Genomic DNA, 7,236 nt, shown 5'->3' on the forward strand with positions numbered 1-7,236 from the left:
CCTATGTCACCTGTTTTACAAAAGATGTTAAAGTGGATATGAATAATAGCATCGACTTTTTTAATATTGACTATCTGCAGCAGGGAAACGCTGTGCAGAGAAACGTATATGCGGTATTGAAGGAAACGGCTGTTTTGCAGTTGTTGTCAGCTTATGATCCTGTGCTGGCTGGCTCAATTCCTATTGCTGTAGATATACCCGGAAGCGATCTGGATATTCTTTGTTCTTTTAAAGAGAAGGAAGCATTTCAAAAAGAGATGACGGTGCTGTTTGGTAAAGAAGCTGGCTTTAGTATAAAAGCTTTTGAAATATATAATCAGGATTGTGTGGTGGTCAATTTTGATAAAGCCGGCTTTCCATTTGAGATCTTTGCACAACATCTTCCGGTAAGGGAGCAGATGGGGTACAGGCATATGGTAATAGAACATCGCTTATTGCTGGAACATGGAGAGCGTCTAAGGCAGGAGGTGATCCGGCTGAAGAAAGCGGGTTATAAAACGGAACCTGCTTTTTGTGAATGTTTAGGAATCGGGGGAAATCCTTATCTGGAATTACTGCAATTCGAAACGAAACAATAAGATAGATAAAATAAAGCGGGCTGCATACTTACGTGTGCAGCCCGCTTTATTTTAAGCAATATGTCAGTGATTATTTTTTCAGATTTTCATTCATCTTCTGTACCAGCGCAACTGCTTTTTCAAGTTCTGCTACTTTGATACCGTTGGTAGCCTGCTCATAAATCTCTTCCACCCATGGGTGCAGGGTCTGCTTCATATGCTTGCCGTTTTCCGTAAGGTATATGAGTTTATTACGCCGGTCATTTTCGTCTTCTTTTCTTTCGACAAGATCCCGTTTTGTGAGACTGTCAATAAGATAAGTGATACTGGATTTATCCTTGATCAGAATATCAGCAATCTCCTGTTGATTGATGCCGTCTTTTCTGTACAATACGCCGAGTATTTCCAACAGTTCAAATGATACGTCTATATTGTTCTCCTTGATTCTCACCTGCAGGTGCTGGCGCATGTAATTTCGCATTTCCATCAACGCTCTGCTGAGATCACGTGCCAGTTCCAGTGTTTGTTCCATAGCCATAGTGCAATATAAGTTTAATGTGCTGCATCCGCCATATTAATCTTATTCTTCGCATTTTTCACAAACAATAGTACGAACGGTACGCAGACAAGGAACATCACTCCCACCCAAAGAAATACATCCATGTAAGATAATACCGTTGCCTGTTTCATTACTGCTCCGTCCATCATTGCGTAGGCCTTGCTTTTGCCACCATCATGTCAAAACCTTTCGCACGCATAGCACCCGCCATGTTGGAGATACGTTGTTGTACTTCCGGATTATTTACATCAAGATGACTCACGAGATTACTTCTATGCAGATCCGTCTGACGTGTCATAAAGGTGGAAATCAATGCAATACCAAAAGCACCACCCAACTGACGCATCATCCCTGAGAAGGCTGCGCCTTGCCCTATCTCCTTGCCTTTCAGGGTAGAGAGGGACATGGTACTGACCGGCACAGATAATAAACCAAGGCCGAAACCACGGATAATCAGCACCCAGAAGAAATCTTTCGAACTGGTATCTGGTGAAAGGATCTCGTAAGACATATAACTATAAATAAAGAAGACGACCATACCAATGGCAATCAGGTATTTCTGCGGAACGCCTTTTTGTATGAGAATGGCCACCACCGGCATCATCACAGCTACGAAAATGGTACTGGGCAGCTGTAGCATACCGGACTGCTGGGCCGTCCATCCTAGTAAAGATTGTGTGTAGAGTGGAATGACGAAGGTTGATCCGAAGAGACCAAAACCCATGATGAAAGAAAGAATTACGCCTATACGCAGATTACCATTCTTTAGTACCCTCAGTTCTACAATCGGGTACGCGAAGGTCAGCTGTCGCCAGATGAAGAAGAACAGCCCGAATACGGCCATGATGGTGAGTATGATAATCAGCGGACTACTAAACCAATCTTCTTCCTGACCTTTTTCCAGTACGAACTGTAAGGAAGAAATACCAATCGCCAACAGGGCAATACCGAGCCAGTCTACCTGACTGGCGTCTCTTTTTTCTTCATACTGCGGACTTCTTACATATTGTAAAGTGAGCAGCGTCGCAATGACACCGATCGGGATATTGATATAGAAGATATAGGGCCAGCTGTAGTTATCGATGATATAACCACCCAGTGGCGGACCTAATGTCGGACCAACAATTACCCCCAGCGTATAGATCGCCTGTGCAGTGGCCCGTTTCTCAGGCGGCCAGCTTTCTGTGATAATGGTTTGGGAGGTGACAAGGAGCGCCCCGCCGCCAAGGCCCTGTAAGAAGCGGAAAAGTACCAGTTCCCATATATTGGTGGCATTTCCGCAAAGGAATGAGCAGATCGTGAAAATAATAACAGAAACAGCAAAGTAGTTCCGGCGGCCAAATTGCTGGGACAACCAGCTGGTCATGGGGACAACGATCACATTAGCAAGGGAATAAGCGGTAATGACCCAGCTGACTTCATTTAAAGTGGCTCCCAGACTGCCTCTCATATCGGGAAGGGCCACATTGACAATGGTAGTGTCTATGATTTCCAGCAATGCACAGACCACAGCGGTAATGGTAATGATGACCCGGCGTGATCCGTATTCAACTAAAGACGGTAATTGTTCCATGTGTTTTATTGATAATACGAAGGTAGATGTTATTGGTTTGAGTTCAAACTAATAATAGATTGAATTCAAACTATTTTAATTTGCTTGAGGTTGGTGGGCATACGTGTATTATTCAAAAAATCATTATCATGCTGTTCGAAATTGTACGCATTGCATGAAGGATACCATTAGCTCTCTGTTCAGAAGACCTTATCCCTTACCAGAAACCTGGCGCAGACAATGGATGATGACCATTGCATTGAGCGGGGCAGTATTCCTGTTCCTTTTTTTCTTCCGGCCATTTAATGGTCAGCAGGATACAATGGCCGCGTTCTGGGGAAGTCTGGAAGGAGCAGCGACTGTTTTTGTAGTGGTCATGCTTTACTATGGTCTGATTTTCAGGCTGTTTCCTGCTTATTTCAAAGAAGAAAAGTGGACGACCGGCAGGGAGTCACTCTGGGCGCTGGTGATTATTGTAGCGATCGCGCTGGTCAATATTGGCGTAATGGCAATAAGCGGGCAATGGCGATATGCATGGAAGGACGCTTTGCTGATGGTCGTGTATACTGCCGTGATAGGAATTGCACCGGCTACGACCAGTATTATGATCAATCAGGCCCGTCTGTTGAGACGTTATCGTCAGCGGGCGGCGGGTATCAATCAGACAATAGCGCTGCCTGTTGCTGAAGAGGAAGTAGCCCCTACAGAGGTACTTTCTTTTACTGCGGATAATGGAAAGGATACGATCAGCCTGCATCCCGGACAATTACTGGCCGTTACGTCAGCAGATAACTATGTCAGGCTATACTTCATGGAAGAAGCGCAGCTGAAACAAGAGCTATTGCGTTCCAGTCTGCAGAAAATTGAAGCAGGGCTGAGCGGACATGCCACATTCTGGCGTTGTCACCGGACTGCCATTGTCAACCTTCTCTTGTAGATGAGGTCAGTGGTACAGCACAGGGGTACCGTCTGCATATACATCATTTGCCGGATACTATCCCCGTATCCCGGAGTCTGAATACGACCCTGCGGGAAAAGCTGGCCAGTCGTCCGGCCATGCCATTCACCCCAACAACTTCCAGTACGCAGGCAAGTCGTCCCTAAGCGTGCAATTCGCCCCAAACGCCATGCAGATGGCCACTTCCGGAATATCATTGCCGGCATGCAACTACTTTTACACCAGTTCCGGATGACCCGGACCGGTCTTTAAAAAGTATTGTAACATGAAAAAGCCTTCTTTCTCCTCGCTGTTTTATTAATGATGACGCAACTGTTGAAAGCACAGTTCGACGATAAATTCTATTTCCCTAACAAAAACTGGAAACCATTGGACTCATCCATGCAGGTAGAAGAGGTGAATCTGCTGGTTGATACCGTGACCCTGAATGGCCTGTTCTTCAAACCGGCAGGAAAGCCAAAGGCGACTGTACTGTTTTGTCATGGGCAGGAGGGAATGTCACTTTTTATCAATATATGGTGAAGCCATTGGTGGATCATGGATATCAGGTGTTTATGATCGATTCAGGGGGTATGGCAAAAGTAGTGGCAAACCGGCACACCTGAATATAGTCAATGACGGACAGCAGGTGCTGAATTATCTGTTGGGCAGAGAGGACGTGAAGGGCACAAAGGTAGTGTTATTCGGAGCTTCTATTGGTACACAGGTAGCGACCAGACTGGCAAGAGATAATGGAGACAAGATTCAGGCATTGGTACTGGATGGTGCTGTCAGTTCCTTTACCGATCTGGCAGCCGCTTATGCACCTGCTGAACTACAGGCCATGATAAAGCAATACCTGACATCGCCTTATGCTGCCAAAACAGATATACGGCTGTCAGAGTACCGGTGTTGATCGTACATTCAAAAGAGGATAAGGAAGTGCCTTTCCAACAGGCTGAGGAAGTGTATAATGCCGCTACAGGGCCCAAAGAAATGTTTATATACAGTGGCGCCCATCTGGCAGCTATGAAGGTGGATGCGGAGGCGTATGTGGCTAAAATAGACCGGTTAATTTATTAACAGTGATGGAGCTATTGCGTGTATTATGCATGATAAAAGAAAATCCCCCGTCAGAAAGAAAATCCCCCGTCAGACTGGCTTAGGGGGGATTTTTATGCTTATTGCCACGGTTGTACTAACGTACCCGTACATATGTTTCGATGATCACATGGTCTACATTCAGCTATCGATCTTTTCCTCTCCACTTTGAATGATCGTGTCATTCCTGATCTCCATTTTAAAAGAGAAATCCTGATTTTCCCATCCTCTGTAACTGCAATATTCCAGATGCTCGCTGTATTTGTCACCTACGAGAGTGTAAGTACCGTACCTGCGCCAAATGCAGCATTCGCTTATCTGCACCATGGTTGAGGTCATGATTAAAGAAGGCAAAGTAACTGTCGTTAAAGATCTTGATGGTCTCCTGACCGGTACAGGGCCGTCACTGTCGTATCCGTATTCTGATAGACTTTGCGCTGACCAGTTTCCATGTACCGAAAGCGGAGATTTTTCGGTGTTTGTTGCAGGTGATGTTTCTTTTTTTGTATCACAGGACACCAGCAAGGTAACAGCATAGCGATAAGTGAAGCACATTTCATGTTGAGATATTAAATGTTTGCATCAAATATAATAAATGGGGTAAAATCTTCACACAACAGGAAAATTATTTACTGTTTACTTATCAAGTTTGCCGGTCAGGAAGATCAGATAAAAAGGGTTTGCCCTGATAAGACCGCTTTGATCGCCCCACGGCACAGTTTTTTAGGTGTTTCTGGTATGGATACGCATGATGAACAACAAAAACAGGCTGCCCAGACCTTTTACCGGGAAGCATTAGCCCTGCTGACAGAGAGCAGACTTGATTTCATGCTGGGTGGAGGGTTTGCCCTATTCAGCTACACAGGTCTTTACAGGATACAAAAGACCTCGATATTTTTTGTATGCCCACGCAGTATGCGGATATATTAAAACTGTTTGCCGCCAACGGGTACGAAATTGAACTGACCGATGTACGCTGGCTGGCCAAGGTATTTAAAGATCAGTATTACATAGACATCATCTTCAGCAGCACCATAATATCTGTATTGTAGATGAGAGCTGGTATGAACACGCCACGGAGGCCTGGTCATGGATCATCCTGTCCGGCTGATAGGGGCTGAGGAACTGGTATGGAGCAAGGTATTTATACAGAACAGGGAACGTTTGATGGTGCAGATGTGAATCATGTCTTCTTAAAATACGGAAGCAAACTAAATTGGGAAAGGCTGTTACACCGACTGATCCGCACTGGCATCTGTTGCTGTCACAGATACTGAATTTCCAGTACGTTTATCCGTCAGATTATGCTGATATCATTCCCCGATGGTTATTTGACGAACTGATGAGACGTGCGAATGAACAATACGATCTGCCACCTTCTCTGGAGAAGGTATGCCGTGGACCAATTATTGATCAGACACAATACGCTGTCGATATTACAGACTGGCATTATAAAGGAATGACTATAAAAACGGTTTGATATGGATGCTGAAATACAAAAGTGCGCATTGCCGCAGTAGCGATATTCATGTAACGGATACTGATAAAAATAAGTGGGTTGAATACTTTAAAGAGGTATCTAAACATGCAGATGTATTACTGATCTGCGGAGACCTGACCAATACCGGCGATGAAAGTGAAGCGCAGATATTGTGTGATGAACTGAAAGCCTGTACGATTCCCGTTATAGCAGTGCTGGGGAATCATGATTATGAGAAGGGAAGACAGAAGTTGATCAGACAGACCTTACAGAATGAAAACGTACATACTGGATGGAGAAGCAATCGTGATCAAAGATGTTGGTTTTGCAGGAGTGAAAGGTTTTGGTGGCGGATTGATAATATATGTTATCCATGTTCGGAGAAGATGCCATGAAAGCTTTTGTACAGGAAGCCGTAGACGAGGCCTTACATTTAGACAGAGCCCTTGCAAGGATTGACCAGCAACATAATCATCTGAAAAAGATCGCTATACTCCATTATTCGCCATTGAGAGAAACTGTGATCGTGAACCGGAAGTGATTTCTTTCCTTGGATCATCCCGCTTGGCAGAACCATTGATCCGCCGGGAAGTGACCGCAGTGTTCCATGGGCATGCACATATGGGGACACTGAAGGTACCCTGACCGGTGGTGTACGCGTATTTAATGTGGCCAAACGGTATTATCAAAGCAGGATACGAAATACCTTATTATATATGGAGTGTAAACCATACTATCCGGTTATCCGTCGCAGGGCGGATAGCCTTTTTCAGAGCAACAGCAGCCCGTTCTCCGGATGCCCGTGAATGAGTAAATGCCCCATAACAAAGACATTATCACCTATAGGACTCACTGAGTATAGTCATATTAATTTAAAAACAATATTTTGTTTTGACTTTTTGTTTCCAGAAAAATTATGATAATTAGCGAAAGCTTTCTATATTTATCATGATAGCGATATCACCCAAACCTAAAAGAAAATAACCAGATAAACCGGTGGAACATTAGCTTGGAAACCCAGTAACTACACCAGTATCAATTTTGATTTTT

Annotated in this window: 13 protein-coding genes; 9 read left to right on the top strand and 4 right to left on the bottom strand. The window is 44.4% G+C overall.

Going from position 1 to position 7,236, the window contains the following annotated elements:
• The first annotated feature begins 38 nt into the window (after nt 1-38).
• Nucleotides 39-578 (top strand): DUF4269 domain-containing protein, encoded by a 540-nt coding sequence (locus tag FEF09_RS18245; RefSeq protein WP_146306443.1) that lies wholly within the window; start codon nt 39-41, stop codon nt 576-578.
• A 70-nt stretch (nt 579-648) separates the two neighbouring features.
• On the opposite strand, the gene FEF09_RS18250 is transcribed toward FEF09_RS18245, so the two are convergent.
• Genes FEF09_RS18250 through FEF09_RS18255 form a run of 3 tightly spaced genes read right to left on the bottom strand, consistent with a single transcriptional unit; the run spans nt 649 to nt 2,689 of the window.
• Nucleotides 649-1,095 carry a MarR family winged helix-turn-helix transcriptional regulator gene (locus FEF09_RS18250; protein WP_146306444.1) on the bottom strand — a complete coding sequence of 149 codons (447 nt, stop codon included), beginning with the start codon at nt 1,093-1,095 and terminating at the stop codon, nt 649-651.
• A 14-nt stretch (nt 1,096-1,109) separates the two neighbouring features.
• Nucleotides 1,110-1,265: a hypothetical protein gene (locus tag FEF09_RS33230; protein WP_261387580.1), complete on the bottom strand. Its 156-nt coding sequence runs from the start codon at nt 1,263-1,265 to the stop codon at nt 1,110-1,112.
• On the bottom strand, nt 1,262-2,689 hold the full coding sequence (locus FEF09_RS18255) for a DHA2 family efflux MFS transporter permease subunit (RefSeq protein ID WP_261387581.1): 1,428 nt from the start codon (nt 2,687-2,689) through the stop codon (nt 1,262-1,264). The genes FEF09_RS33230 and FEF09_RS18255 overlap by 4 nt, the downstream gene beginning before the upstream one ends.
• 154 nt (nt 2,690-2,843) lie before the next feature.
• Here FEF09_RS18255 and FEF09_RS18260 point away from each other — a divergent pair, with 154 nt between their 5' ends.
• From FEF09_RS18260 to FEF09_RS31615, 4 genes are all read left to right on the top strand, one after another.
• Nucleotides 2,844-3,605, top strand: coding sequence for a LytTR family DNA-binding domain-containing protein (locus tag FEF09_RS18260; RefSeq protein ID WP_146306445.1), 762 nt, complete (start codon nt 2,844-2,846; stop codon nt 3,603-3,605).
• Nucleotides 3,606-3,926: 321 nt separating this feature from the next.
• Nucleotides 3,927-4,148, top strand: coding sequence for a hypothetical protein (locus tag FEF09_RS31605; protein ID WP_222597022.1), 222 nt, complete (start codon nt 3,927-3,929; stop codon nt 4,146-4,148).
• Complete coding sequence (locus FEF09_RS31610; protein ID WP_222597023.1) at nt 4,108-4,521, top strand: alpha/beta fold hydrolase; 414 nt, start codon at nt 4,108-4,110, stop codon at nt 4,519-4,521. Before FEF09_RS31605 ends, FEF09_RS31610 begins: the two co-directional genes overlap by 41 nt.
• On the top strand, nt 4,518-4,688 hold the full coding sequence (locus tag FEF09_RS31615) for a hypothetical protein (protein ID WP_222597024.1): 171 nt from the start codon (nt 4,518-4,520) through the stop codon (nt 4,686-4,688). Before FEF09_RS31610 ends, FEF09_RS31615 begins: the two co-directional genes overlap by 4 nt.
• 159 nt (nt 4,689-4,847) lie before the next feature.
• Here FEF09_RS31615 and FEF09_RS18270 read toward each other — a convergent pair whose 3' ends face one another.
• Nucleotides 4,848-5,033: a hypothetical protein gene (locus FEF09_RS18270; protein ID WP_146306446.1), complete on the bottom strand. Its 186-nt coding sequence runs from the start codon at nt 5,031-5,033 to the stop codon at nt 4,848-4,850.
• Nucleotides 5,034-5,608: 575 nt separating this feature from the next.
• Between FEF09_RS18270 and FEF09_RS33235 the strand changes: the two genes are divergently transcribed.
• The 4 genes from FEF09_RS33235 (at nt 5,609) to FEF09_RS33250 (ending at nt 6,727) form a co-directional block, all read left to right on the top strand.
• Entirely contained in the window at nt 5,609-5,758 is a 150-nt protein-coding gene (locus tag FEF09_RS33235) for a hypothetical protein (RefSeq protein ID WP_261387582.1), read from the top strand.
• A gap of 164 nt (nt 5,759-5,922) precedes the next feature.
• Nucleotides 5,923-6,186, top strand: a complete 264-nt coding sequence (locus FEF09_RS33240) for a hypothetical protein (protein WP_261387583.1) — start codon at nt 5,923-5,925, stop codon at nt 6,184-6,186.
• Between the two features lie 5 nt (nt 6,187-6,191).
• The gene (locus FEF09_RS33245) at nt 6,192-6,581 is read left to right on the top strand and encodes a metallophosphoesterase (protein WP_261387584.1); all 390 of its coding nucleotides are present in this window, start codon (nt 6,192-6,194) and stop codon (nt 6,579-6,581) included.
• A complete protein-coding gene (locus tag FEF09_RS33250) occupies nt 6,560-6,727 on the top strand; it encodes a hypothetical protein (protein WP_261387585.1) in 168 nt (55 codons plus the stop codon). Before FEF09_RS33245 ends, FEF09_RS33250 begins: the two co-directional genes overlap by 22 nt.
• Nucleotides 6,728-7,236 lie beyond the last annotated feature (509 nt).

Source organism: Chitinophaga pinensis (assembly GCF_007896845.1).
In the GTDB taxonomy this organism is placed as follows: Bacteria; Bacteroidota; Bacteroidia; order Chitinophagales; family Chitinophagaceae; genus Chitinophaga; species Chitinophaga pinensis_C.